This is a genomic window from Pseudomonas sp. Y39-6 (genome assembly GCF_023651955.1).
GTDB classification, from domain to species: Bacteria; Pseudomonadota; Gammaproteobacteria; order Pseudomonadales; family Pseudomonadaceae; genus Aquipseudomonas; species Aquipseudomonas veronii.
Genome location: NZ_CP069594.1, coordinates 3,850,651 through 3,872,640 on the forward strand (window position 1 = coordinate 3,850,651; position 21,990 = coordinate 3,872,640).

Sequence of the window (21,990 nt, forward strand, 5' to 3'; positions counted from 1 at the left end):
ATGAATCAGAACTCGTAGGTTGCCGACATGCTGACCACTTCACCCTTTGCTTCAGACTTGCCATCCAGCGAACCACCACCAAGGCGATCCACATTCTTGGTTTTGAGGTTGACGGTTTCCACGAACTGCCGAGAGTACGCCCCATCAATGCTCAACCCAGGAATCGCACGGATCTTGTAGCCAAAGCCCAAGGAAGCGAACGTCCGATCACCATCCGGAATACGCGGGTCACGCGTGGAGTTACGGGTTGGCGTCTGGTCAAAGGCCACGCCGGCGCGCACGGTTAAATCATCGGTGAGTTTGTAGTCTCCGCCGAGCGAGTACATCCATGTGTTTTTGTAGTTATAAGGAATCGACACAATGGTGCTGCCATTGGACTTCAAGGTCAGGTCCTTGAACGACGACCACTCGGTCCACGTGACGCTCGCACCCAAACTCAAGCGATCAGAGAACTGATGTACCCAGTCAATGGATGTATTGGCCGGGATGTCCAGTTGCGTCGTAGCGTTGGCGCCACCGGGATAGAGGTGCAAGCCCGGGTATGCCAATTCCACCAGGGTTTTGCCATCAACCACCGGTGTGGTCATCAACGCTTCCGATCCCGGATCGGCGTAGATATTGTATTTGCCCTCCAGTTTGTTCTTGATTTTGGCGTGGTAATTCAGGCCGAGCGTGTCGAATTCCGTGGGTTTCCAGACGACACCGGCAAACCAGCCAAGGGAGTTGTTGTCCACCTTGACCCGCATCAGCGCATGCCCCATGCCTGCCGGAAATGGAATACCCCCCAACCCTGGCGACTGAGCGGCGGCGGCATAGAGATCGACGTTCTGACTTACAAAACCTTTGGTGTGCTGAAGAATGGTACCGCCACCCACGGAAAACTGATCATTGACCTTGAACGACAGAGAAGCGGTCAAGCCAACCGTTTCGATTCGGGTATCCACGGCAAAATCACGGCCTTTCCAGTCCGGGTCCCAAGTCGTGCGTGCGCCCATGGGCACCACTTGGCTCAGGCCAAAACTGAACCGGTCATTGATGGGGATCACCATGAAACCGGTAGGCACCCAAGCCTCGAAACCACCCTGGCCACCGTCCCCGGTGCGGTCGTGATAGACCGGCGAAAAGTTTTCATCAAGGGTGGTATCCGACATCGGACGGCCTGAATAATCGTAAGCCGAGCCTTTGTACTTGATGTTGATGTCCGCGTAGTTGATGGTGAATTGCGAGATGGTTTTATCAATGAACGCCATCGCCGCCGGGTTATTGAACGCCGATGATGGATCGTCCTTGAACATCGAACCACCACCGAATGCCCGGCCCCACCCGGCTGTGTTAGCGGTAGGAGTCATGAAGCCACCTGCCTGAGCCGCCCCTGCTGCCACCAGACATCCCAGCAATGTCAGGCCGATGAATGCGTGTGCCTGCTGTTTCTTATTATTCATGCTCCACTCCTTATTGTTTTTATCCGTAACGCTCAGCTGATACGTCGGGCTTTTGCGCAACAGACGCCTCTGACGAGGCGCCTGCCTTTGCACGGGTGATCAGTCCGTTGTTCTTATTGCATGTGCAGAGTCGGCGCCTTGACGGACAACGACTGAACAGCACAACTGCCCGAGAGCGACTGGCTGGAAGTCGTCGAGAGCGTTTGAGTGACTTCATCCCAAACCAGATTCAGCGTGCCTGGGCCACAGTTGGAAGGCGGGAAAGCAACGGTCCAGCCAACATTGGTCACAGTAGCGGTGCCCTTTTTGGTGACTGGGTCGTAACTGGTTGCGCTTAATACCCAACCTGGAGACGGAATGTTCTTCAGGACAGGCAAGCCACAGAGTCCGCCGCCAGAGAGAGTTGCCGCAGTGATGGTGACCACACCGCTAGTCACCGTGCCGCCAAAAGTGACTCCGCACGTGATAGGGGCGCCCGCAGACGAAGGAGACGTCACCACAATGGTGCCGGCACTAGTAGTGAAAGGTCCCGCAGGCGTGATCGTCGCCGCGTTGGCCATCGAAGCCGCGCCAAAGCACAGAGCAAGCGAAGTTGCACAAACGAGGGTTTTCAAACTTTTCATTATTTTTCCTCACATGTTATGGCGAGTCATTCGCCAGGGGTAATGGCCATGAACGAGAGGTCACGGAGAAACTGCAGAACTTCCCTTTCCAGCCAAATTTCAATTCAATTACCGCTGCAACTATCGGATATATCTATTCGACAACTTTGAAGTTGGCCGGCATCTTGATCGACACCGTCTTGATCTTGCAGTCTTCGCCAATCGGCACATTGACGGCTTCCAACTTGCCGGTGGCGTTATCCCAGGTGCCGTCGGCCGTGGAAGGGCCGCACTTGCCGCCCAGGCCGAAGGCGTGGACGTCCACGCTGATCTTCGACATCGAGCCGCTTTGGGTGTCTTTGGCCACCAAGATCCACGGCAGGTTGATCGCTTCGACCCGGCTGCACTTGAGGCCGCCGTCGAATTCGACCTTGTCGACATTGACGGACGAACCGTCGGCGGCAACCTTGCCCGCCACCTTGATGGTGCAGTCGGCACTGATCAGCTTGCCTTTGGAAAAACTGATGGGCCCTTGGGCAGTAAACGCACTACCGGCAGGTTCAATACGGGCAGCCTGGGCTTGCTGATAGACAATCAGACCCAATGCCGCCAATAAGATATGGGCGGTGAACTTGGCAGGTGTTTGCATGGTGAACGTCCTTCCCTTGCTTTTATTTTTTTGGGGTCAAACAACTCTCTTGCAATGAAATCGATAAACGCTGGGCGATAAGAAACCGCGCGAGACAAAGATCCCGAGCACGCCAGGTAACTTTTTCAGTTCATCTCAGAACGTTTTGCTATTGCCGCCGTATTGTTTCAGATAGTGCAGACGCTTGGACGGTTGAAGATTGGTCAGGGTGATATCCCCGGCATAATGCCTGAGCACCCGATGGTCCATCCGTCGTCGCCACAAATACGGCACGTAAGCCCAGACAATCATGCTTGCATAACCGTAGGGAAGTTGCGGCGATTCATCGAAGTGACGCAACGATTGATAACTGCGCGTCGGATTGGCGTGATGATCGGAGTGCCGTTGCAGTTGGAACAGAAAGATATTGGTCACGATCCGGTTACTGTTCCACGAATGTCGCGGCGAGCAACGCTCATAACGGCCGTTGGGCAACTTCTGGCGTTTAAGGCCGTAGTGTTCGACGTAGTTCACCACTTCCAGCAGCGAGAAGCCGTAGATGCCCTGGATGATCAGGAACGGAATCACCGCCGCCCCCAACCAGGCAATCATCGCGCCCCACAACACCACGCTGTACAGCCAGGCGCTGAGCACGGCGTTTTTCCAGTGCCAGGCCGGCAGGCCGAGTTTGCGCAGGCGTTCGCGCTCCAGGTTCCACGCCGAGCGGGCGCTGAACCACACCGAGCGCGGCAGGAAAGCCCAGAAACTTTCCCCCAGCCGCGAGCTGGCCGGATCTTCCGGGGTGGCGACACGGACGTGATGGCCCCGGTTGTGTTCGGTATAGAAGTGCCCGTAGAACGTCGGCGCCAAAGTGACTTTGGCCAGGAACACTTCCAGCGGCTTGGGTTTGTGCCCCAACTCGTGGGCGGTGTTGATCGCGATGCCAGTCGCCGCGCCCGTGGACATGGCCATGCCCAGGTACGTGAAGGCACTGACCTGGCCGTGCAGTTGGGTGCGCGAGGTGAGATAGGCGGCCGTTTTCGCCAGCCAGCTCGAAGGTTCCAGCGCGGCGGTGGCCTGGAGCAAACCGCCGTTGATGATCCAGTCAATACCGCCGGCAGCCAGCCAACCGGTGATCACCACCGAAGCGATGACGAACAGCACGCCGGTGTAGATGATCCAGCGGTAGTAGCGTTGCGATTCGAGGTGGTTGACGGCGGACTCGGGCGGGTTACTCACGTCTTCGCCCAACAGGCCATCGATCAGCGGGATGAGGCCGAAGATCACCAATACGCCAACCCACCACAGTTGTTGCACGCCGCTGGTGATTGCCAGTGTGCCGGCGAGTAAAGGCGTTGCCAGGGGCAGGATGCCGAGCCACCACAGGTGGCGTTTGCCGTCGGCCCAGACCTGCGGGGTGGCCAGGGTCTGATTCATGGCAACCTCCGGACGAGGCAGGTGCAAAACAGGTTCGAGGAGCGCGGAAGGCTCCGGGAAATCAACCATGCGATAAAAGACGTTTTTTTCATTGTTATTCGCTCTTAGGCATTTCAAAAATCATTTCAAAACAAACATTGAAATATTTTTTTAAATAAATAACGCGGAATCGTTAGGTCGTCAACTAGTTTATCGAGCCCTTTTTTGCGTGACCGAGCAGTCTCTTTTTCAGCTGGCTGGTCAGGTGTCTAGAGCGCGCATTGACGCCGTTGTGCCGCGACTCGGATGGCCCGATTATTTGTTCGCCAGGGCCAACGGTGGATGCAGGACGGTGGTGTTTTGCGGTGATCGGGCCCGTTTGGCCACCTGTTCCACCACCGCCACAACACGCTCCGTCGCGGTGATCGGCAACATATGGCCGCGCCCCTCCACCAGTTGCAGCTTGAGGCCGGGCACCCGGCTCGCGAGGGCCTGGCCGTGCTTTTGAAAGTCCAGCACCTTGTCCTTTGCGCCGTAGATCAGGCCGATGGGCAGGGTCAGTTGCGGGTAGCGCTTGACCATGCCCGGCAGGTGATCGTTGACCTGGTTGATCTCGGTGGAGGCCGCGTAGAAGTTGGCCGGGCGCATGCCGAGCAGCCCGCCGCCGCGTGTGGCGAAGTCCGCTGGTGCAGGATCGGGGGCAAATACGCCCTTGACCACCGAGCCTTTGGTCAGCAGGCCGATCGGCATCGTCAGCGTGTGCGACAGCCAGCGACGCAGCCACGCCGGGCGCACCGCCAATGACAGGAACACCAGCGGCAACAGGCGCTGGGGATGGGTTAGCGGTGCCACCAGGATCAACCCGGAGACCGCGTGGGGATGGTCGAGGGCCAGCGCCAGGGCCACCGCGCCACCGAGGGAATGCCCCAGCACCAGCGGTCGATCCAGGCCCAGCGCCTGGATAAAAGCCGCGATTTGCCGGGCCTGGGCCGGCAGGTCCGCCGCCGTGCCGGGATGCCGGGTCGAATAGCCCGAGCCAGGCCGGTCAAGCGTGATGACCCGGAAATGCTCGCGCAACTGCCCCGACAAGGCGTAGGTCAGGTTGCGACTGCTGCCCATCAGCCCGTGAATCATCACCAGCGGTGGGCCCTTGCCCTCGTCGAGATAATGAAAGCGCTCGCCATCGACGTCCACAAAGCGCCCGTTACTTGGAACGGCCGCTTCGATGCGCCGTGTCATCCAGGCACTGAAGCCCCATGCCACCACGCTCGCACCGACCAGCACACCCGCAGCAATAACCCATTCGACAGCCATAGCTCGGTCCTCTGCTTCCCTGCTGCCGACCGCCCGACCGGAATTGATCAAGGCCTCAGCCATCGCCCACACCCTGGACCTAAACTTCGTGCATACCGTCGCACATAAGGAGCCAGGGACTAGCCTAGGCGATATTTTCAGGTAGATTATTTAAAATCTTTTTTAAAATAAGTAATTCAATTTTCCTTTGCAATGGTGTTCTATCTAAAAAGACAAAACAAAAACAGGAGCACATCCGATGCCCACGCAGGTCCGCCTATGAATGCCCACAGTGATTCCATCGACATCGCCATCATCGGTTCAGGCTTCGCCGGCCTGTGCATGGCGATCAAGCTCAAGGAAGCCGGCTTTAGCGACTTCTTTATCGCCGAACAGGCCGAGACACTCGGCGGCACCTGGCGCGACAACCACTACCCTGGCTGCGCCTGCGATGTGCAGTCCCACGTCTATTCGTTTTCGTTTGCGCCCAACCCGGACTGGACCCGCCAATTCGCCGCGCAAGCGGAGATCCGCGCCTACCTGGAGCAATGCGCCCGACGTTTCGCGCTAGCGCCGTATCTGCGCTTCGGCATGGGCCTGCAACGTGCGGTGTTTGATGAGCAGCAACAACGCTGGCAACTGAGCTTCAGCAATGGGCGCCAGGTCAGCGCGCGGGTGCTGGTGTCGGGCATGGGCGGCTTGTCGCGCCCGGCGCTGCCGGATATTCCGGGGCTGGACAGCTTCAAGGGCCAGCGCTTTCACTCCCAGCAGTGGGACCACGCCTATACCCTGAAGGGCAAACGCGTGGCGGTGATCGGCACCGGCGCCAGTGCCATTCAGTTCGTGCCGCAGATTGCGCCGCAGGTCGCTCATTTGGACCTGTTCCAGCGCACCCCGCCATGGATCATGCCCAAGCCCGACCGAGCGATTTCCCGCGTTGAGCGCTGGGCATTCAAGCACCTGCCCTTCACCCAACGGCTGGTGCGCGGCGCCTTGTATTGGGCGCTGGAAGGCCGCGTGGTGGGCTTTGCCCGGCACCCACGGCTGATGAAGATGGTGCAGAAAGTCGCCCTGCGCCACTTGCACAAACACGTCACCCGCCCTGCCCTGCGCAAGGCGCTGACGCCGGACTACACCCTCGGCTGCAAGCGCGTGCTGATCTCCAACGACTATTACCCAGCGTTGTCGCGCAGCAATGTGCAGGTGGTGACCGACGACGTGCTGCGCATCGAAGCCGATGGCGTGATCACCGCCGACGGCGTCAAGCACCCGGCCGATTGCCTGATCTTCGGCACCGGGTTCCAGGCCACCGACCCGCTGCCCCGCGACTGCATCATCGGGCGTCACGGCGTCGACCTGATGGACGCCTGGCACGACGGCGCCCATGCCTACAAAGGCAGCACGGTGCCGGGCTACCCGAACCTGTTCCTGATCATCGGCCCCAACACCGGCTTGGGGCATAACTCGATGATCCTGATGATCGAAGCCCAGGTCGCTTACATCCTCGATGCGCTGCAACAAATGCAGCGCCACCGCATTGCCACAGTGGAGGTCAAACCCGCGGTGGAACAAGCCTACAACCACCAATTGCAGGACAAACTCACGCGCACCATCTGGAACACCGGCGGCTGCCGGAGCTGGTACCTCGACCCTCGCACCGGCAAGAACACCACCCTGTGGCCCGGCTCAACCTGGCGCTTCAAGCAGATCACCCGGCATTTTGCGCTCAAGGATTATGTCGCCAGCATGGCACCGATTGACGCGGCGCCCCGCGCAATGGCTGCGCCACATTCCACCGCAGAAGGGAGCCTGTCATGAAGTCATTCAACGGCCGCGTGGCGGCGATCACCGGCGCGGCATCCGGCATGGGCCGCGCATTGGCCCTGGCCCTGGCGCGCGAAGGTTGCCACCTGGCGCTGGCGGACAAGAACAGCCAAGGCCTGGACCAGACCGTGGCGTTGATTCAAACCGCCACCCTGGCGCCGGTGCGGGTGACCACCCAGGTGCTGGATGTGTCCGACCGGCACGCCATGCAAGACTGGGCGGCGCGTTGCGCTGCCGAGCACGGCCAGGTCAACCTGATCTTCAACAACGCCGGAGTGGCGCTGTCGAGCACCGTCGAAGGCGTGGACTACAGCGATCTGGAATGGATCATCGGCATCAACTTCTGGGGCGTGGTGTACGGGACCAAGGCCTTCCTGCCGTATCTCAAGGCCAGCGGCGACGGCCATGTGGTCAACACGTCCAGCGTGTTCGGGCTGTTTGCCCAGCCCGGCATGAGCGGCTACAACGCCAGCAAATTCGCGGTGCGCGGCTTTACCGAAGCCCTACGCCAGGAGTTGGACCTGCAACGTTGCGGCGTCTCGGCCAGTTGTGTCCACCCCGGCGGCATCCGCACCGATATCTGCCGTAGCAGCCGCATCGACGCCAACATGACCGGCTTTTTGATCCACAGCGAACAGCAGGCCCGCGCCGATTTCGAAAAGCTGTTCATCACCGACGCCGACCAGGCCGCCAAAGTGATCCTGCAGGGCGTGCGCAAGAATAAACGCCGCGTGCTCATCGGCCGCGATGCGTATGTTCTCGACCTGCTCACCCGCTGCCTGCCGGCGGCCTATCAAGCGCTGGTGGTGTTCGCCAGCAAGCGCATGGCCCCCAAACGCCCAACGCCGCTGTTTGACAGCAACGACGAGAGCCGTCTCTGAACAGGAGCAAGCCCCATGCTACCGATCCGTCGCGATATCCGCTTTGCCTTGCCGGCCGAACGCATCAAGGACTGGCACGAACAAGGTCCGTTCATCACGCATTTTTTCAATGCGTTGTCGCTGCTGTTTCCCCAGGGCGAGCTGTTTTTCATGGACAGCGTGCGCCACTACCGCCAACGCATCGATGACCCGGCGCTGAAACAGGAGATCCAGGGTTTTATCGGCCAGGAGGCCATGCACAGCCGCGAACACCTCGCCTATAACGACTTGCTGCAAGCCGCAGGCCTGCCGGCACATCGCCTGGACCGGCGCCTGAAATTCTTCCTCGACCTGCAGAAAAAACACCTGCCGCCGGCGTTCAACCTGGCGGTGACCATCGCCCTGGAGCATTACACCGCGATGCTCGCGGAAATCCTCCTGAGCGACCCTTCGCGCTTCGGCGATTCACACAAGGGTTACCAGCAGATGTGGTACTGGCATGCCCTCGAAGAAACCGAGCACAAGGCGGTAGCGTTTGACGTGTGGAACCGCGTGATCAAGCCGGGCCCCCTGCGCTACCTGCTGCGCACCGGGAGCATGCTGACCACGACGCTGCTCTTCTGGCTGGTGGTGTTCGACTTCCACCTGCGCCTGCTGATTGCCGACCGCAAGGCCGGCGGGCATGTGCAAGGGTTCTGGCGCATGCTCAAGTTTTTGTATGGACCCAAGGGCGTGTTCCCGCGGATGCTGCGGCCGTGGCTGCACTACTTCAAGCCAGGCTTTCATCCGTGGGACCACGACAACCGTGCGCGCCTGGCGAGGATCGAGGGCTTGGTCGAAGAGATCGAACAGACCCAGCGCGAATACCGATCGGCCCAGGCCTAGACCCGCCGCGCACGCAACCTGGTACAGCACCACGACCACCCTGATCGCCGTGGGTGCTCGGGTCGGCGTCGAGGCGCACGCCGCTGACGCCGAATAACGCACAGCGCGCCCTAACGGCCGGCGCGCAGCCCCTCAAAGACAGGGCCGGGAACACACCGGCCAACGCCACACATGACCAGGCGCGGCACGAAAAGCCGTTGCGGTCGCCCAGTTGATTTTTCAGGTTTCTCAGCACGCTCATGTGCGCGCTTGCGCTTTAGCGACGGAACTTTCTGATAAAAACCAGCCCCTAAGCCTGTTTCAAGATGTAATATCTGCGACTTTTTCAGGGTTCCCGGATCGCGCAGCAAGGGGAACACGCTGAAATCGCCAGCAGCAAGGAGCTTGGCTTGAGATGCAACACAAACGGTCTAATACTATGCACCCACTGATGTTTAACGCACTGCTGTGGTTATGTGGGGTTGCCTTGCTCTACCTGGCCAAGGCGGTTATGGAGCTGTTTTTAGGGCCGATCAGCGAAACCTGGATCGACCTGACACTGGTGCTGACCGCGTACCTGTTACTTTTCGTCCTCGACCCCATACGCACCCGGATAAACCGCCGCATGCGCAAACGCGCCCGGCGTAGACAGGCTTGCCAAGACGCCGGCGCAGATGCCTGACTTTTTTTCGAGGAACCCACCTGTGTCCCAACCCGGCGATACCCATCAACTCGCGCTGGACCGATTTCTGCAGGCACACCCGGATGTCCTCACCCAACTGGACACTCTGAACCCGCTGGCCGCCCAGGCCAAAGGCGAAACCCTTGCGCAATACCGCGCCGAACGCCTGCATGAGGCGTTCGAAGCCGAAGCCGAGCGCCTGGGGCTGTTTGCCTGGGAGCTGACCCTCAAGCTGACGGCCGAATCCGCCCAGGCATTCGAAGCGCAACGCCTCGAAGTGCATAAGGAAGTGGCGCAGATGGCGGGGATGAGCTGGGACGAATACTGCGAGTTGCATGGCGTGAGCGGCTGACGCGGCACGCCCCATGCTGGTTTTATCGCCTCACACCATCGCCAGCGGATGCTTGCGCTTGGGCGCTCCGAACACCCGGTCGATGGCGTCGAGGTCGTGTTCGTCCAGCACCAGTTGAGCGGCGGCGGCGTTGAGCCGCACATGCTCTTGCGTGACGGCCTTGGGGATGGCGATCATCCCGTCCTGACGCACTACCCAGGCCAGCGCGACCTGCGCGGGCGTCGCCTGATGCCGATGGGCGATCTGCTTGAGGGTCGGGCTGGACAGTAATTCGCCGCCTTGCGCGATCGGACAGTAAGCCATCAACGGCAAGTGATGTTGTTGCCACCACGGCAGCAGGTCGAATTCGATGCCGCGCTCCTGGATGTTGTAGAGCACCTGGTTGGTCGCGCAGGCCGGTGACGCAAGTTCCTGCAGGTCGGCCACATCGAAGTTGGAAACACCCCAGCGGCCGATCTTGCCGGCTTCGCGCAAGCGCTCGAACGCCTCGACGGTTTCTGCCAGCGGGTACTGACCGCGCCAGTGCAGCAGGTACAGGTCAATGTAATCGGTGCCCAGGCGCTGGAGGCTGGCATCGCACGCGCGCGGTACGCCCCGGCGGCTGGCGTTGCGGGGGTAGACCTTGCTCACCAGGAACACCTGCTCGCGCTTGCCGCGAATGGCCTCGCCGACCACGCTTTCGGCGCCGCCTTCGCCGTACATTTCGGCGGTGTCGATCAAGGTCATGCCCTCGTCGATACCGCACTGCAACGCCGCGACTTCGGCGCGGCGCCGGTCCGGGTCTTCGCCCATGCGCCAGGTACCCTGGCCGATGACAGGGACCGGAACACCGGCCAGATCGATGGTTCGCATGACAATCTCCTGATGCGTTCGCGGGTTAACAGTGTGGCATTCACCGGACAAACGGGTTCAATCGAAGTATGGTTGCCTTTTGCCAAATCGCCGGAAGGGCCTGCAATGCTGTTTGTCGTGATGCTCGGGGGCAAGCACCCACGGGCCAGGATCGAAGTCCATGACGTGGTATTCGCCGTGGCGGATACGCTGGAAGCCACCTACCCACAGTTACGCGATGCCTGGTTTGGCAGCCCCAAGGGCGTGCATATCGATTCGTGGATGGCGGTCGATGGCGTCGACGGTTGGAAAGTCGAACTCAGCCACCTGGCGCCCCAGGCCGGCGCGCAGCGCCTGTACTTCATCAACCTGGGCGGCTATGAGACCAACCGCTTTGGCGAGGCGCATCACTACCTGCTGGTGGTTGCCCGCGACAAAAAGGAAGCGACGGGCAAAGGCAAGCAACAGCTGCTGCGTCACTGGTCACAGGCCCACACCGACGGCGTGCTGGACATCGACGACTGCCTGCCCATCGATCTGGTCGACGGCCGTTACCTTCACCTCGTCCAAGCCCCGCACCGGCCGGTGCTCCAGCAGAACGACTACATTGTGCTGGCGTGAACCGGCTTTACCCGCTCCGCCGACGCTCAACCGCCGGCACCGGATGAACCGCTGCCGGAACTCAATTTACCCTATGGGCACATAGACGATGCCCTGCATGATCGGCTCCACGCTCCCGGTCAACACCACGCCGCCCTGCCCGTCCCACTGCACGGTGACTGTGCCGCCGTCGCATTGCACCTCGACGCGGTCGTCGAGCAAGCCGCGGCGAATCCCATTCACCACCGCGCCGCAGCAGCACGAGCCGGACCCGAGCGGCACGCCGCCGCCGCGCTCCCAGATCCGCAGGCGAATATGCCCGCGATCGATGACCTGGACAAAATGCACATTGGTCCCGGCGGGGAACAGCACGTGGGTTTCCAGGGCCGGGCCCAGGGTTGCCACGTCGACAGCGCCGAGGTCCGCGACAAAGAAGGTGCAATGGGGGTTGCCCATACTGCACGCCGCCGGGTCGCCTTCGAGGGGCAAGTACAGTGTGTCCATCGACTCGGCCAGCGGCACCGCGGCCCAGCCCAGCGATGGCGCGCCCATATTCACCGACACCCGCCGCCCCGCCTCACGCACACAGGTCAGCAAACCGCGGTCGGTACGCAGCACGATGGAATCGGTGCCGGCTTCATGCATCAGCCGCTCGGCCACACCGCGCGTAGCGCTGCCGCAGGTTTGCAGGAGCGTGCCATTGGGGTTCCAGAATTTGATCCGTGCGGCAGCGTCTGCGCAATCGAGCACCACCGCCAACTGATTGAAGCCGATGCCGGTGTGACGATTGCCGAGACGGCGAGCGACCTGCGCGCAGATCGGATCATCCAGACCACGGCGATCAATGATGAGGAAGTCGTCGCCATGGGCGTGCATCTTCACGAAAGACAGCGTCATGGCGTGTTCTGTGAGCGGTGACAAATCAGAGCACGCTCCCCATGGCTTTCATCAACACGGGGTCACGCCCGTAGATATCGGGCGCATACACCAACTCGCCCTGGCGATCCACTTCCACGGTCCAGTACCCGAGCAACACCGGCACCGGCGTCGCCAGGCGGAATTCATGGGTCACGCCGGTGGCCAGCAATTCATCGGTGCGAACGCGCTCCGCCGGGCTCACCAGCAGGTCGCGCAGCAGCAACGGTTGTTCGACCCGCACACAACCCGAGCTGAACGCACGCGGGCCTTTGGTGAACAGCGGTTGGCTGGGCGTGTCGTGCAGGTACACCGAGTACGGGTTGGGGAAACGCAGCACGATCTTGCCCAGCGGGTTGCGCGGGCCGGCTTCCTGGCGCAGCAGGATGTTGCCGGGGCGGGCCCAGTCGATGTGTTCGGGCGCCAGCGGGCGGCCCTCGGGGTCGAGCACTTGCAGGTTCTGCTGGCGCAGGTATTCGGGGTTGAGGCGGATGGCCGGGAGTTTGTCCTCGCGCATGATGGTGGGCGGCACGGTCCAGGTCGGGTTGAGGGTCAACCGGTTGATGCGTGATTTGAGCAGCGGTGTCTGGCGTTCGGCGCGGCCGACCTGCAAGCGGGTTTGCCACACCGGGATGCCACTCTGATAGACACTCAATTGCGCCGCGGCGACGTTGACCACCACGCCTTCGGGCTCCAGGTCCTGGCTCAGCCAGCGGAAGCGCTCCAGGTTGATGCGCAACTGTTCGCGGCGCACCGCCGGGCTGATGTTGAGTTCGGCCACGGTGCCGGCGCCGATCACGCCGTCGGATTGCAATGAGTGACCGACCTGGAAGGCCTTGACCGCCTTGACCAGTTCGTCGCGGTACAGCTTGCCGTTGTCCTTGGGTTCGCTGGCGAGATAACCACCACGGTAGAGGCGCCGCGCCAGTTCCGGCACGCGCGGGTCTTCCATGCCGGGGCGCAACAGCGGCCCGCCGGCGACCGCGTCCCAATGCGGTAATGGCTGCTTACGCAGCGTGGAATAGACGTTGCGCAGGCTGCGATATAAATCCGCGCTGGGCCGGGCCTGGTCGAAGGCTTGCGCCATGTCGTGCAGCCCGGTGGCGGCGAAGGCCAGCACCTCGGTATCCAGGTCGCGGGTGGGCGGCTGGAAATGCCACAGCGGTTCGAAGCGCGATTGCTGCAGGCGTCCGTAATGCAAATCCTGCAGGGCTTGCAGGTACTGTTCGCTGCTGCCGATATCGCTGCACAGCACGTTGTCCGTGGCGTTCGCCGGGGGCAGGCTATAGTGGGTGGGGTCCAGGCCGTCGTCGGCCAGCATCAGCAACTGCGCTTGCAGTGCCTGGCGGCGTTCGGCGACCCACAGCGGCACATCGCCCTGCTGCCGATAGAATGCCTGCAGACGCGCCAATGTCGCCGCGTCGATGCGCGACGCAAGGCTGGGGCACACGCTGGGCAACTGCGCGAGGGCCTGTTGGACCGGGCTGGCTGGAATCACCGGTAACGTGCCCATCGGTACTTCGTCGGCTGTAGCGACCAGCGGTGCAACGAGCAAGCAAATGCTCAAGTAACATGCGTGTTTTTTGAACAATAGCTTTGCTCCAATCCACAGTGGGGGGATGTACTGTAGATGCTGACTTTTATGTGCCGCCTCGGCCTGATGACCTTGACCGTGGCTACGCTGAGCACCGTTGTGCTCGCCGCCGACGGCAACCCTGTTTCCTTGTATAGCAGCCTGGCGCGCTCGGCTCCAGAACTCAATCCTACTGTACTCAAAAGCGCGCTGAACGCGGTGCAGTGCGCGGTCAATAATGGTGAAGAGCGTTCCGAGCGCCTGGCCGTGATTGACTATTCCCAGCCTTCGACCGCTCGTCGGCTATGGATTTTCGATTTACGCAAAAAGACCCTGGTGCTGCGCGACCTGGTGGCCCACGGTGCGAAGTCCGGGGAAAACTTCGCCACCCAGTTCTCCAATCGTGAAGGCAGCCACCAGTCCAGCCTGGGCCTGTTCCGTACCCAGGAAAGTTACCTGGGCACCCATGGCTATTCGTTGCGCATGGACGGCCTGGAGCCTGGCTTCAATGATCAGGCGCGCGACCGTGCCCTGGTGATTCACGCCGCCGACTACGTCAACCCATTGTGGAGCAAGCGCGAAGGCCGTATCGGCCGCAGCCAGGGCTGCCCGGCAGTGCGCCCGCAGGTGGCGCGCCAGGTGGTGGACAAACTCAAGGATGGGCAGTTCATGTTCTCGTGGTACCCGGACCAGCGCTGGTTGAAGTCTTCGACCTACCTCAACTGCAAACCCCAACAGGTGGCGAGTAGTCGTACAATCCGTGGCGGTTAGCCTGTCCCCACCGATAAAGAGAGCGTCGCATGCTTCTACATAAGTCCACCTGGATCGAGATCGGGCAGTTTCTGGAGCGCAGCCGCACGGTGGTGATCCCGATCGGCTCGAATGAGCAACACGGCCCCACCGGCCTGCTGGGCACCGACTGGATGTGCCCGGAAATCATCGCCCACCAAGCGCAGCTACACGCAGACATCCTGATCGGCCCGACCTTCAATATCGGCATGGCCCAGCACCACCTGGGTTTTCCCGGCACCATTTCACTGCGCCCTTCCACCTTTATTGCCGCGATTGGCGACTGGGTGCGTTCGCTGGCCGGGCATGGTTTCGAGAAGATCCTGTTTCTCAATGGCCATGGCGGCAACATCGCCACGATCGAAGCGGCGTTTTCCGAGCTGTATGCCGCCGCCAGCTTCGCCCGCCAACCGGCCGGGTTTGCGCTGAAACTGGTGAACTGGTGGGATCTGGACGGCGTCAACGAGCTGGCTCACCGGCAGTTCCCGGTCGGCCACGGCAGCCATGCCACGCCGTCGGAAATTGCCGTGACGCAATGGGCTTATCCGGAGTCGATCAAGTCTGCCGATTATTCGCCGCAGATCGCCAACACCGGGCCGATCCGTGAAGCGTTGGACTTCCGCGCGCGCTTCCCCGACGGGCGCATGGGCTCGGACCCGGCCCTGGCGACCGTGGAGAAAGGCGCTGAGTTGGTGGCGTTGGCGGCTCAAGGGTTGGTCAAGGTTGTCGACAGCTTCAGCCACGAAGCAACCCCTTGAGCCAACCCTCGCGCCCACCGAGTTATGGGTGGCCTGCGGTTACTTGCACTCTTGCGCCGTCAATTCCAGGCGCGACGGCGTGATGGTCGACGCGAGCGGCTTGCGCTCATACAGGAACACCTTGGTGCCGTCCTGGCTCTTGTAGGCCTCCAGTACATCATCGGCGGCAACCTTGCTGGTCAACACCACCTTGGCGTGGCGCGAATTCTGCGTCACGGTCGAGGTGAGGTTGTGTTTTTCAAGCTTGGGCAACACGCATTGCATATAACCTTCGGGGGTCTTGGCGGTATGCAGGGTCAATGTCGGAGCATTCGGAGCGGAAACACAACCGGCCAGTAACAAAGAAGCGACAGCCAGGGCCGGGGCAAAAAAAGAGCGCATAGAAATCCTGAATATATAAAAGGAAAAGTTCACATCAACCCGCTCGGACTAATGCCTTGAGCGACGCATCAAATTGTTTCAAGGCATCGAGCTGTACATCGCGCTGCTGCTCGATCTGCGCGGCAATCTCCGGGGCCGCCTTGTCATGCGCCCACACCGACGGCACCTGCTTCTGCACCGAGCCTTCGGCCTTGGCGATGTACTGCAGGTCCGCGTCATAGAAGCGCGCGATAAAATGCGCCTCGACCAGGTCGTTACGCGGGGTCAACAGTTGGTTATGGGTGTCGAGCATCACCACCACATCGGGGTGAGCCTGCACGAGCGCATCCAGCGTGTCGTAAACGGTCACCGACAAAAACGTGCCTTGCAACGAATTCATCAACCAGTCAATCGCCAACTCCGGGTCGGAACTGTTGACGAACGCCGCACGGATGCGCCCATCAAGGGCATCTCTGGCGCCATTCAAGGCTGTGGCGTGGTAGCGTTCAAGGTAGCTGAGGTTGTCGACCGTATTTTCGCTGTACAGCACCCCCACTGACTGCTCGTGCCGCAGCGAGTCTACGCTACCGCCGAGTGACAGCAAATGGCCTGTACGCAGTTCATCGGCGATTACCGGGTTGATCATGACCACAGTGCTCATCATCAGGGTCATTAAAGCCAGTTGAATAAACGTCCTCATCGCGCGATTTCCTTGAACTGCGTCTCGATGGGGAGATTTTCCGCCTTTGTGGAAAAAACAGAACTTGCAATCTTTGATGCTGACTATTATCTGAATCAATAGTGCTTACATAAAATCTATAAGGACCACGCTATGAAACCCCACCAGAAAACCTTCGACCGCATCCGCGAAGCCGTATTGCCGGATTTTCGCGATCGGGTCGCCGATTACCTGGTTGTCTATGAAGACGTGCTGCTGGACGAGGCCGCCGACCCGGACCAGGCCTACGCCATCGCCCAGCAATTGCTCGGTTACCTGCGCGGTTTGAACACCACCCGCGTGCTGGGCATGGCGGACTGGGAAGAGCTGGACCGGCGCGTCGCGCAGGAATGGCCTAAAGCGCGGGCCTTGGCAGATTGACCCATTCCTGCACCGATGGCCGCTGCCATTGGCGCTGCGCATAGCTCACCAAGTCGGCCGGCACAGGGTCGCCGTTGAGGATCAGGCGGTTGAGCATCACCGCCAGGTCCACATCGGCAATTGACCACTCCCCGAACAAGTACGCCGGATTCCCCGCCAACAGCACCTGCGCCGCACCGATCAAGCGATGGGCGGCAGCTTCGGCCAATGGCGACAACGGCGGCATCTTCTGCCCATAGAACACCACCAACGTCGAACGCTCCTGGCGAATCGGCAGCAAATCGCTGCGCAACCACGCCTGGACCTGCCGCGCCCGCGCCCGCAGCTTCGGATCGGCCGGGTACACCGCCGTTCCGGGGTAGGCCTCGTCGAGGTATTCGCTGATCGCCGAGGACTCCGACAGGGAGAAATCACCGTCCACCAGCATCGGCACGCGTTGGGTCATGGACAGTTGGGCAAAGCCCGCCGTCTGGTGTTGCGCGGCGTCGAGGTCGAGGGGCACGGTGTCGAACGCCAGGCCTTTTTCGCGCAGGGTGACGAACACCGACATCGCGTAGGGGCTGGTGAACAGCGAATCAACGTAGAGGCGCAGCGCAGCTTGGTTCATGGTGGATCTCCTTGAGTGAAACCCCACGCTACGAGATCGGCGGCGATAAAGACAATGCGCAGTTTTTATGGGGGCATTCCCCGGCGGAATAGCGCCTCAACCGGCAAACCCGCCCTGCTCCAGAAAGGCCCGTTCCGCCTCCGTGGTCGTCCTGGCCAGCACCTCATTGCGGTGGGGAAAGCGCCCGAAACGTTCGATGATCCGCGCGTGTTCCTTCGCCCAACGGTAAGTGTTGGCATCCAACTGCTGGTTGAGGAGCAGGGAGCGTTGCTGGTCTTGCGCGTCTTCGGAATGCTCAAACGGCAGATAGCAAAACGCACGCAATGCCGGTTCGATCAATTGATCCAGCCCAGCATCCACCATGCGCCGCGCATACAGGCGCGCCAACGGGTCCGTGGCAAACATATGCGCCGTGCCGCGAAACGCGTTGCGCGGGTACTGATCGAGCAGGATCAGCAAGGCCAGCGCACCTTGCGCCGAGTCCAGCCAGCCCTCCAGCTCACGCCGCGCCGCTTGCAGATGAGTTGCGTTGAAGGTGTCGCGAAACGCCGCGTCGAACGCGGCGTCCTTGGCGAACCAACGCTTGGGGCCGGCCTGCGTCCAGAAATCGACGACGGTGTGCGGGGTGTCGTTGTGTGGCTTGCTCATGATCAGCCTCTCCCGATGCCAGGCGCGAACCTGTTCGCTCTCGATGACTTCGCGCAGCGGCGCGCGCATACGTTATAGGATAACATTCGCTTTCCATCCTGCCCTTGTGATCCACGCCCATGACCGACGCTGCTCCCCTGCGCCAACGCCTGCTTTCCATCGACGCCCTGCGCGGCCTGGTGATCCTGTTCATGCTGCTGGACCACGTGCGCGAAACCTTCCTGCTGCACCGTCAGGTCAGCGACCCGATGAGCCTCGACAGCACCGAGCCCGCGCTGTTTATCAGCCGTACCCTCGCCCACCTGTGTGCGCCGGTGTTTGTGTTGCTCACCGGGCTGTCCGCCTGGTTGTACGGGCAAAAATACCAGGGCCGTGGCGATGTGTCGGCCTTTCTGTTCAAGCGCGGGCTGTTCTTGATCGTGCTGGAGTTCAGCCTGGTCAACTTTGCCTGGACCTTCCAACTGCCGCCCAGCGTCATCTACCTGCAGGTGATCTGGGCGATTGGCCTGAGCATGATCGCCCTCGCCGCGCTGCTGTGGTTGCCGCGCCCGCTGCTGATCAGCTTGGCACTGGTGATCATGGCCGGGCATAACCTGCTGGACGCGCTGCACTTCGCTCCAGGGACAGCGCTGCAGACTGTGTGGGCGCTCCTGCATGAGCGTAGTTGGATCGAAGTGTCCGATCACCTGCGATTGCGCATCACGTACCCGGTGTTGCCATGGATCGGTGTGATCGCGCTGGGTTACGGCCTGGGCCCATGGTTTGCCACGGCCATGGCGCCGGCCCTGCGCCAGCGTTACCTGTTGCGGGCGGGATTTGGTGCGTTACTGGGGTTCGTGTTGTTGCGGGCGGCCAATGGCTATGGCGAGCAGCCGTGGCACGCGTATGACAGCGGCGTGCTGACGTTGATGAGCTTTTTCAATGTCACCAAGTATCCGCCGTCGCTGCTGTTCCTCGCGTTGACGCTGGGCATTGGCCTGTTATTGCTGCTGGCGCTTGAACGCGTGGGGCAGCGGCGCTGGATCGGCGTGCTCGCGGTATTCGGCGCAGCCCCGATGTTCTTTTATCTGTTGCACCTGTATGTGCTGAAGATGCTCTATGTCGCGTGCGTGGCGCTGTTGGGCCTCAACCATGGCGCCTACTTCGGCTTCGACAGTGTCGGCGCGGTATGGCTGGTCGCGCTGCTCTTGCCGATGGCGCTGTATTGGCCGGTGCGCTGGTTTGCCGGGCTGAAGGCGCGGCGGCGGGATGTGGCGTGGCTTAAATACCTGTGACCTGTCACTGCGCCTGCGGTGAAAGGGCGCAAGCGCCCTCTCACCTTGTCGGGCCGTGTTACGCCAGTTCGGCGCGCAGTTGCCGCGCCGCCGCGACCATATGGATCAGGGCCGCTTCCGTCTCCGGCCAGCCGCGCGTTTTCAAGCCGCAGTCGGGGTTCACCCACAAGCGTTCTGCCAGAATGCGTTTGGCGGCCTTGCGCAACAGGTTGGCCATTTCCGAGGCGTCCGGCACCCGTGGCGAGTGGATGTCATAGACGCCCGGGCCGATGTCGTTCGGGTAGGCGAAAGCTTCGAACGCGTCCAGCAGTTCCATGTCCGAGCGCGAGGTTTCGATGGTGATCACGTCGGCATCCATCGCCGCGATGGACTCGATCACATCGTTGAACTCGCTGTAGCACATGTGCGTATGAATCTGGGTTTCGTCACGCACGCCGCAGGCGCACAGGCGGAACACTTCGGTGGCCCAGTCCAGGTAGTGCTGCCACTGCGCCTGGCGCAACGGCAAGCCTTCACGGAACGCGGCTTCATCGATCTGCACGATCTGGATGCCGGCGGCTTCCAGGTCGACCACTTCGTCACGGATCGCCAGGGCGAGTTGACGCGCCTGCACTTCACGGCTCACGTCTTCACGCGGGAAGGACCACATCAGCATGGTCACCGGGCCGGTCAGCATGCCTTTCATCACCTTGCGGGTGAGGCCTTGGGCGTAGCGGATCCACGCCACGGTCATCGCCTGCGGGCGGCTCAGGTCGCCGAAAATCACCGCCGGTTTCACACAGCGTGAACCGTAGCTCTGCACCCAGCCGAAGCGGGTGAAGGCGTAGCCGTCCAATTGCTCGGCGAAGTACTCGACCATGTCATTACGCTCGGCTTCACCATGCACCAACACGTCCAGGCCGAGGTTTTCCTGCACCTCAACGGCGTGACGAATCTCGCTGTGCATCGCCTCGACGTATTCGGCTTCGCTCAACTTGCCTTGTTTGTAGGACTGACGCGCCAGGCGGATCGACGCGGTTTGTGGGAACGAACCGATGGTGGTGGTCGGGAACAGCGGCAACTTGAGACCGGCGCGTTGTGTCTCGATGCGCTGGGCAAACGGCGACTGGCGCTGGCTGTCCTGAGCGGTGATCGCCGCCACGCGGGCTTGCACCGCCGGTTTATGAATGCGCGGCGACGCGGCACGGGCCGCCTGTACGGCGCGGCTTTCGGCGAGCGCGGCGAGCACGTTCGGCGCGTCGGGCTGGTCGACGGCCTGGGCCAGCACGGCCACTTCGGCGCACTTCTGGACGGCGAACGCCAGCCAGCTTTTCAACTCGTTATCGAGCTGGTCTTCACGGCCCAGGTCGACCGGGCTGTGCAACAACGAGCAGGACGGCGCCACCCACAGGCGATCGCCCAATTTTTCATGGGCGTGCCGCAAGGTGGCCAGGGCATTGTCCAGGTCGCAACGCCAGACGTTACGCCCGTTGACGACCCCAAGGGACAACACCTTATAGGCCGGCAGGCGGTCGAGAATGGTCGGGTACTGCTCCGGTGCGCGCACCAGGTCGATGTGCAGGCCATCCACCGGCAGGTTGGCGGCCAGGCCGAGGTTTTCTTCCAGGCCACCGAAGTAAGTCGCGACCAGCTTTTTCAGCGGGTCACGCTGGATCAGGTTGTAGGCACGCTCGAAGGCGTTTTTCCAGGCTTGCGGCAGGTCGAGTACCAGAATCGGCTCGTCGATCTGCACCCACTCCACGCCCAGGTCAGCCAAGCGCTGGAAGATCTGGCCGTACAGGGGCAGCAGGCGGTCGAGCAGCTCGAGTTTGTCGAAATCGCCGCCCTTGGCCTTGCCCAGCCACAGGTAGGTCAGCGGGCCGATCACCACAGGTTTGACGGTGTGCCCCAGGTCAAGCGCCTCCTTGACCTCGTCGAAGAGCTGGTCCCAGCCGAGGTGGAAGTGCTGGTCGACGCTGAACTCAGGCACCAGGTAGTGGTAGTTGGTGTCGAACCATTTGGTCATTTCCTGGGCGTGCGCCCCGCCGCAGCAATTGTCACTGACGCCACGCGCCATGCCGAACAAGGTCTGCAAGGTGGCTTTGCCATCGGCCGGGCGGAAACGCTCAGGGATCACACCGAACATCAACGAATGGGTGAGTACCTGGTCGTACCAGGCAAAATCGCCGACGGGCAACAGCTCAATGCCAGCCTGTTTTTGCAGGGCCCAATGTGCCTTGCGTAAATCGCGGCCGACAGCGTGCAGGCCGGCTTCGTCGAGTTCGCCCTTCCAAAACGCTTCCTGCGCTTTTTTCAGTTCACGATCGCGTCCAATGCGCGGAAATCCGAGGGAATGAGCGACTGCCATGACTTACAACTCCACTGTAGGTAGTAATGGCAGCCATTGTCGGCAGATGACGATAGTGAGACAAACTCATTTTATTCCTGATGATCACAAGATCTACTCATGTTAATACCGCGCTCACGGCGCCTGAACACCTGACCCTTGTAGGAGCGAGCTTGCTCGCGAAGAACCCAAGTGCACCGCGTACCGTCAGGCAGCCCGCATGATCGTTGGCGTTCTTCGCGAGCAA

General features: G+C 61.2%; 23 protein-coding genes. 10 read left to right on the plus strand and 13 right to left on the minus strand.

Going from position 1 to position 21,990, the window contains the following annotated elements; genetic code table 11:
• Positions 1-5: 5 nt before the first annotated feature.
• From JN756_RS17330 to JN756_RS17350, 5 genes are all read right to left on the minus strand, one after another.
• On the minus strand, positions 6-1,442 hold the full coding sequence (locus JN756_RS17330; protein WP_057004669.1) for an outer membrane protein transport protein: 1,437 nt from the start codon (positions 1,440-1,442) through the stop codon (positions 6-8).
• 113 nt (positions 1,443-1,555) lie between these two features.
• Positions 1,556-2,065 (minus strand): alkane oxidation protein activator PraB, encoded by a 510-nt coding sequence (gene praB / locus JN756_RS17335; protein ID WP_164887053.1) that lies wholly within the window; start codon positions 2,063-2,065, stop codon positions 1,556-1,558.
• A gap of 133 nt (positions 2,066-2,198) precedes the next feature.
• Positions 2,199-2,693, minus strand: a complete 495-nt coding sequence (gene praA, locus JN756_RS17340; RefSeq protein ID WP_017846505.1) for an alkane oxidation protein activator PraA — start codon at positions 2,691-2,693, stop codon at positions 2,199-2,201.
• Positions 2,694-2,828: 135 nt separating this feature from the next.
• On the minus strand, positions 2,829-4,109 hold the full coding sequence (locus JN756_RS17345) for an alkane 1-monooxygenase (protein WP_046383671.1): 1,281 nt from the start codon (positions 4,107-4,109) through the stop codon (positions 2,829-2,831).
• Between the two features lie 294 nt (positions 4,110-4,403).
• Entirely contained in the window at positions 4,404-5,402 is a 999-nt protein-coding gene (locus tag JN756_RS17350; RefSeq protein WP_169865769.1) for an alpha/beta fold hydrolase, read from the minus strand.
• A 258-nt stretch (positions 5,403-5,660) separates the two neighbouring features.
• On the opposite strand from JN756_RS17350, the gene JN756_RS17355 reads away from it, so the two are divergent.
• The 5 genes from JN756_RS17355 (at position 5,661) to JN756_RS17375 (ending at position 9,963) form a co-directional block, all read left to right on the plus strand.
• Complete coding sequence (locus tag JN756_RS17355) at positions 5,661-7,199, plus strand: flavin-containing monooxygenase (RefSeq protein WP_201021121.1); 1,539 nt, start codon at positions 5,661-5,663, stop codon at positions 7,197-7,199.
• On the plus strand, positions 7,196-8,086 hold the full coding sequence (locus JN756_RS17360) for an SDR family NAD(P)-dependent oxidoreductase (protein WP_017846509.1): 891 nt from the start codon (positions 7,196-7,198) through the stop codon (positions 8,084-8,086). The genes JN756_RS17355 and JN756_RS17360 overlap by 4 nt, the downstream gene beginning before the upstream one ends.
• Positions 8,087-8,101: 15 nt before the next feature.
• Positions 8,102-8,950 (plus strand): metal-dependent hydrolase, encoded by an 849-nt coding sequence (locus JN756_RS17365; protein WP_057004673.1) that lies wholly within the window; start codon positions 8,102-8,104, stop codon positions 8,948-8,950.
• Positions 8,951-9,380: 430 nt separating this feature from the next.
• A complete protein-coding gene (locus JN756_RS17370; RefSeq protein ID WP_376740626.1) occupies positions 9,381-9,611 on the plus strand; it encodes a hypothetical protein in 231 nt (76 codons plus the stop codon).
• A gap of 22 nt (positions 9,612-9,633) precedes the next feature.
• Positions 9,634-9,963 carry a DUF6388 family protein gene (locus JN756_RS17375; RefSeq protein WP_046383675.1) on the plus strand — a complete coding sequence of 110 codons (330 nt, stop codon included), beginning with the start codon at positions 9,634-9,636 and terminating at the stop codon, positions 9,961-9,963.
• A 30-nt stretch (positions 9,964-9,993) separates the two neighbouring features.
• On the opposite strand, the gene JN756_RS17380 is transcribed toward JN756_RS17375, so the two are convergent.
• On the minus strand, positions 9,994-10,815 hold the full coding sequence (locus tag JN756_RS17380) for an aldo/keto reductase (RefSeq protein WP_017846513.1): 822 nt from the start codon (positions 10,813-10,815) through the stop codon (positions 9,994-9,996).
• A 105-nt stretch (positions 10,816-10,920) separates the two neighbouring features.
• Between JN756_RS17380 and JN756_RS17385 the strand changes: the two genes are divergently transcribed.
• On the plus strand, positions 10,921-11,415 hold the full coding sequence (locus tag JN756_RS17385; protein ID WP_046383677.1) for a DUF1543 domain-containing protein: 495 nt from the start codon (positions 10,921-10,923) through the stop codon (positions 11,413-11,415).
• Between the two features lie 66 nt (positions 11,416-11,481).
• Here the strand turns inward: JN756_RS17385 and dapF are convergent, their stop codons facing one another.
• Positions 11,482-12,291: a diaminopimelate epimerase gene (dapF, locus tag JN756_RS17390; RefSeq protein ID WP_201021122.1), complete on the minus strand. Its 810-nt coding sequence runs from the start codon at positions 12,289-12,291 to the stop codon at positions 11,482-11,484.
• 25 nt (positions 12,292-12,316) lie between these two features.
• Complete coding sequence (locus JN756_RS17395; RefSeq protein ID WP_108526546.1) at positions 12,317-13,900, minus strand: L,D-transpeptidase family protein; 1,584 nt, start codon at positions 13,898-13,900, stop codon at positions 12,317-12,319.
• A gap of 39 nt (positions 13,901-13,939) precedes the next feature.
• Here JN756_RS17395 and JN756_RS17400 point away from each other — a divergent pair, with 39 nt between their 5' ends.
• The gene (locus JN756_RS17400) at positions 13,940-14,653 is read left to right on the plus strand and encodes a murein L,D-transpeptidase catalytic domain family protein (RefSeq protein WP_017846517.1); all 714 of its coding nucleotides are present in this window, start codon (positions 13,940-13,942) and stop codon (positions 14,651-14,653) included.
• Positions 14,654-14,682: 29 nt separating this feature from the next.
• A complete protein-coding gene (locus JN756_RS17405; protein ID WP_057004677.1) occupies positions 14,683-15,429 on the plus strand; it encodes a creatininase family protein in 747 nt (248 codons plus the stop codon).
• 39 nt (positions 15,430-15,468) lie between these two features.
• Here the strand turns inward: JN756_RS17405 and JN756_RS17410 are convergent, their stop codons facing one another.
• Positions 15,469-15,810 (minus strand): hypothetical protein, encoded by a 342-nt coding sequence (locus tag JN756_RS17410; protein ID WP_046383680.1) that lies wholly within the window; start codon positions 15,808-15,810, stop codon positions 15,469-15,471.
• 34 nt (positions 15,811-15,844) lie between these two features.
• Positions 15,845-16,489 carry a hypothetical protein gene (locus JN756_RS17415; protein WP_057004679.1) on the minus strand — a complete coding sequence of 215 codons (645 nt, stop codon included), beginning with the start codon at positions 16,487-16,489 and terminating at the stop codon, positions 15,845-15,847.
• Between the two features lie 132 nt (positions 16,490-16,621).
• Between JN756_RS17415 and JN756_RS17420 the strand changes: the two genes are divergently transcribed.
• Complete coding sequence (locus JN756_RS17420; protein WP_017846521.1) at positions 16,622-16,888, plus strand: hypothetical protein; 267 nt, start codon at positions 16,622-16,624, stop codon at positions 16,886-16,888.
• On the opposite strand, the gene yfcF is transcribed toward JN756_RS17420, so the two are convergent.
• Both yfcF and JN756_RS17430 read right to left on the minus strand, forming a co-directional pair.
• Positions 16,863-17,495, minus strand: a complete 633-nt coding sequence (gene yfcF / locus JN756_RS17425; RefSeq protein WP_201021123.1) for a glutathione transferase — start codon at positions 17,493-17,495, stop codon at positions 16,863-16,865. The two genes, JN756_RS17420 and yfcF, sit on opposite strands and share 26 nt — an antisense overlap.
• A gap of 96 nt (positions 17,496-17,591) precedes the next feature.
• Positions 17,592-18,143 (minus strand): DUF924 family protein, encoded by a 552-nt coding sequence (locus tag JN756_RS17430; protein WP_201021124.1) that lies wholly within the window; start codon positions 18,141-18,143, stop codon positions 17,592-17,594.
• Positions 18,144-18,262: 119 nt separating this feature from the next.
• On the opposite strand from JN756_RS17430, the gene JN756_RS17435 reads away from it, so the two are divergent.
• Positions 18,263-19,417, plus strand: a complete 1,155-nt coding sequence (locus JN756_RS17435; RefSeq protein WP_201021125.1) for an acetyltransferase domain-containing protein — start codon at positions 18,263-18,265, stop codon at positions 19,415-19,417.
• Positions 19,418-19,475: 58 nt separating this feature from the next.
• Here JN756_RS17435 and metE read toward each other — a convergent pair whose 3' ends face one another.
• Complete coding sequence (gene metE, locus JN756_RS17440; protein ID WP_201021126.1) at positions 19,476-21,764, minus strand: 5-methyltetrahydropteroyltriglutamate--homocysteine S-methyltransferase; 2,289 nt, start codon at positions 21,762-21,764, stop codon at positions 19,476-19,478.
• Positions 21,765-21,990: the final 226 nt, after the last annotated feature.

What these genes read in the sequence shown, in the direction of transcription:
- JN756_RS17330 (WP_057004669.1), bottom strand. Translation starts at nt 1,442, where the DNA reads ATGAATAATAAGAAACAGCAGGCACACGCATTCATCGGCCTGACATTG.
- praB (WP_164887053.1), bottom strand. Translation starts at nt 2,065, where the DNA reads ATGAAAAGTTTGAAAACCCTCGTTTGTGCAACTTCGCTTGCTCTGTGC.
- praA (WP_017846505.1), bottom strand. Translation starts at nt 2,693, where the DNA reads ATGCAAACACCTGCCAAGTTCACCGCCCATATCTTATTGGCGGCATTG.
- JN756_RS17345 (WP_046383671.1), bottom strand. Translation starts at nt 4,109, where the DNA reads ATGAATCAGACCCTGGCCACCCCGCAGGTCTGGGCCGACGGCAAACGC.
- JN756_RS17350 (WP_169865769.1), bottom strand. Translation starts at nt 5,402, where the DNA reads ATGGCTGTCGAATGGGTTATTGCTGCGGGTGTGCTGGTCGGTGCGAGC.
- JN756_RS17355 (WP_201021121.1), top strand. Translation starts at nt 5,661, where the DNA reads ATGAATGCCCACAGTGATTCCATCGACATCGCCATCATCGGTTCAGGC.
- JN756_RS17360 (WP_017846509.1), top strand. Translation starts at nt 7,196, where the DNA reads ATGAAGTCATTCAACGGCCGCGTGGCGGCGATCACCGGCGCGGCATCC.
- JN756_RS17365 (WP_057004673.1), top strand. Translation starts at nt 8,102, where the DNA reads ATGCTACCGATCCGTCGCGATATCCGCTTTGCCTTGCCGGCCGAACGC.
- JN756_RS17370 (WP_376740626.1), top strand. Translation starts at nt 9,381, where the DNA reads ATGTTTAACGCACTGCTGTGGTTATGTGGGGTTGCCTTGCTCTACCTG.
- JN756_RS17380 (WP_017846513.1), bottom strand. Translation starts at nt 10,815, where the DNA reads ATGCGAACCATCGATCTGGCCGGTGTTCCGGTCCCTGTCATCGGCCAG.
- JN756_RS17385 (WP_046383677.1), top strand. Translation starts at nt 10,921, where the DNA reads ATGCTGTTTGTCGTGATGCTCGGGGGCAAGCACCCACGGGCCAGGATC.
- dapF (WP_201021122.1), bottom strand. Translation starts at nt 12,291, where the DNA reads ATGACGCTGTCTTTCGTGAAGATGCACGCCCATGGCGACGACTTCCTC.
- JN756_RS17400 (WP_017846517.1), top strand. Translation starts at nt 13,940, where the DNA reads ATGCTGACTTTTATGTGCCGCCTCGGCCTGATGACCTTGACCGTGGCT.
- JN756_RS17405 (WP_057004677.1), top strand. Translation starts at nt 14,683, where the DNA reads ATGCTTCTACATAAGTCCACCTGGATCGAGATCGGGCAGTTTCTGGAG.
- JN756_RS17410 (WP_046383680.1), bottom strand. Translation starts at nt 15,810, where the DNA reads ATGCGCTCTTTTTTTGCCCCGGCCCTGGCTGTCGCTTCTTTGTTACTG.
- JN756_RS17415 (WP_057004679.1), bottom strand. Translation starts at nt 16,489, where the DNA reads ATGAGGACGTTTATTCAACTGGCTTTAATGACCCTGATGATGAGCACT.
- JN756_RS17420 (WP_017846521.1), top strand. Translation starts at nt 16,622, where the DNA reads ATGAAACCCCACCAGAAAACCTTCGACCGCATCCGCGAAGCCGTATTG.
- yfcF (WP_201021123.1), bottom strand. Translation starts at nt 17,495, where the DNA reads ATGAACCAAGCTGCGCTGCGCCTCTACGTTGATTCGCTGTTCACCAGC.
- JN756_RS17430 (WP_201021124.1), bottom strand. Translation starts at nt 18,143, where the DNA reads ATGAGCAAGCCACACAACGACACCCCGCACACCGTCGTCGATTTCTGG.
- JN756_RS17435 (WP_201021125.1), top strand. Translation starts at nt 18,263, where the DNA reads ATGACCGACGCTGCTCCCCTGCGCCAACGCCTGCTTTCCATCGACGCC.
- metE (WP_201021126.1), bottom strand. Translation starts at nt 21,764, where the DNA reads ATGGCAGTCGCTCATTCCCTCGGATTTCCGCGCATTGGACGCGATCGT.